General features: G+C 45.2%; 1 protein-coding gene. It reads right to left on the bottom strand.

Going from position 1 to position 347, the window contains the following annotated elements; all coding sequences use genetic code 11:
* The coding region (locus P0G09_RS16185) for a hydantoinase/oxoprolinase N-terminal domain-containing protein (RefSeq protein ID WP_275253175.1) at positions 1–347 on the bottom strand (347 nt) is incomplete at both ends.

Below are 347 nucleotides of genomic sequence, written 5' to 3'. Positions count from 1 at the left end.
GCCATTTACGATTTGCTCGCCGATTGTCATCAAAGCAGCATTTAAGATTGACGCGTTTTCTCGTTCAAGCATGCCGATGCCGCCAATCTGATGCGACAAAGTAATCTTAACGTCATTGCCTAGGTCCTCTTTGATCCATTGCGCGACTTGCAGTTCTTGAGCGGGATTTACTGGTGAAAAAGTCCCCGCGATGGCAATGCTTGTTTTTTTATCTTTTAAGTTAGCACAGAATGCATCAACCTCATCACGATTCAGTTCGGCAATTTTACGGCCATCATATTCATACCCGCCGGAAATGATAGCAGCTTTTTCATTAACGGCTGCTTTCAGATCGGCAGGCCATTCCA

This window comes from Faecalibacterium sp. DFI.5.82 (genome assembly GCF_029076575.1).
In the GTDB taxonomy this organism is placed as follows: domain Bacteria; phylum Bacillota; class Clostridia; order Oscillospirales; family Ruminococcaceae; genus Faecalibacterium; species Faecalibacterium duncaniae.
The sequence above is the reverse complement of the archived record's forward strand: the minus strand, read 5'-3'. Positions and strand labels throughout refer to the sequence as shown.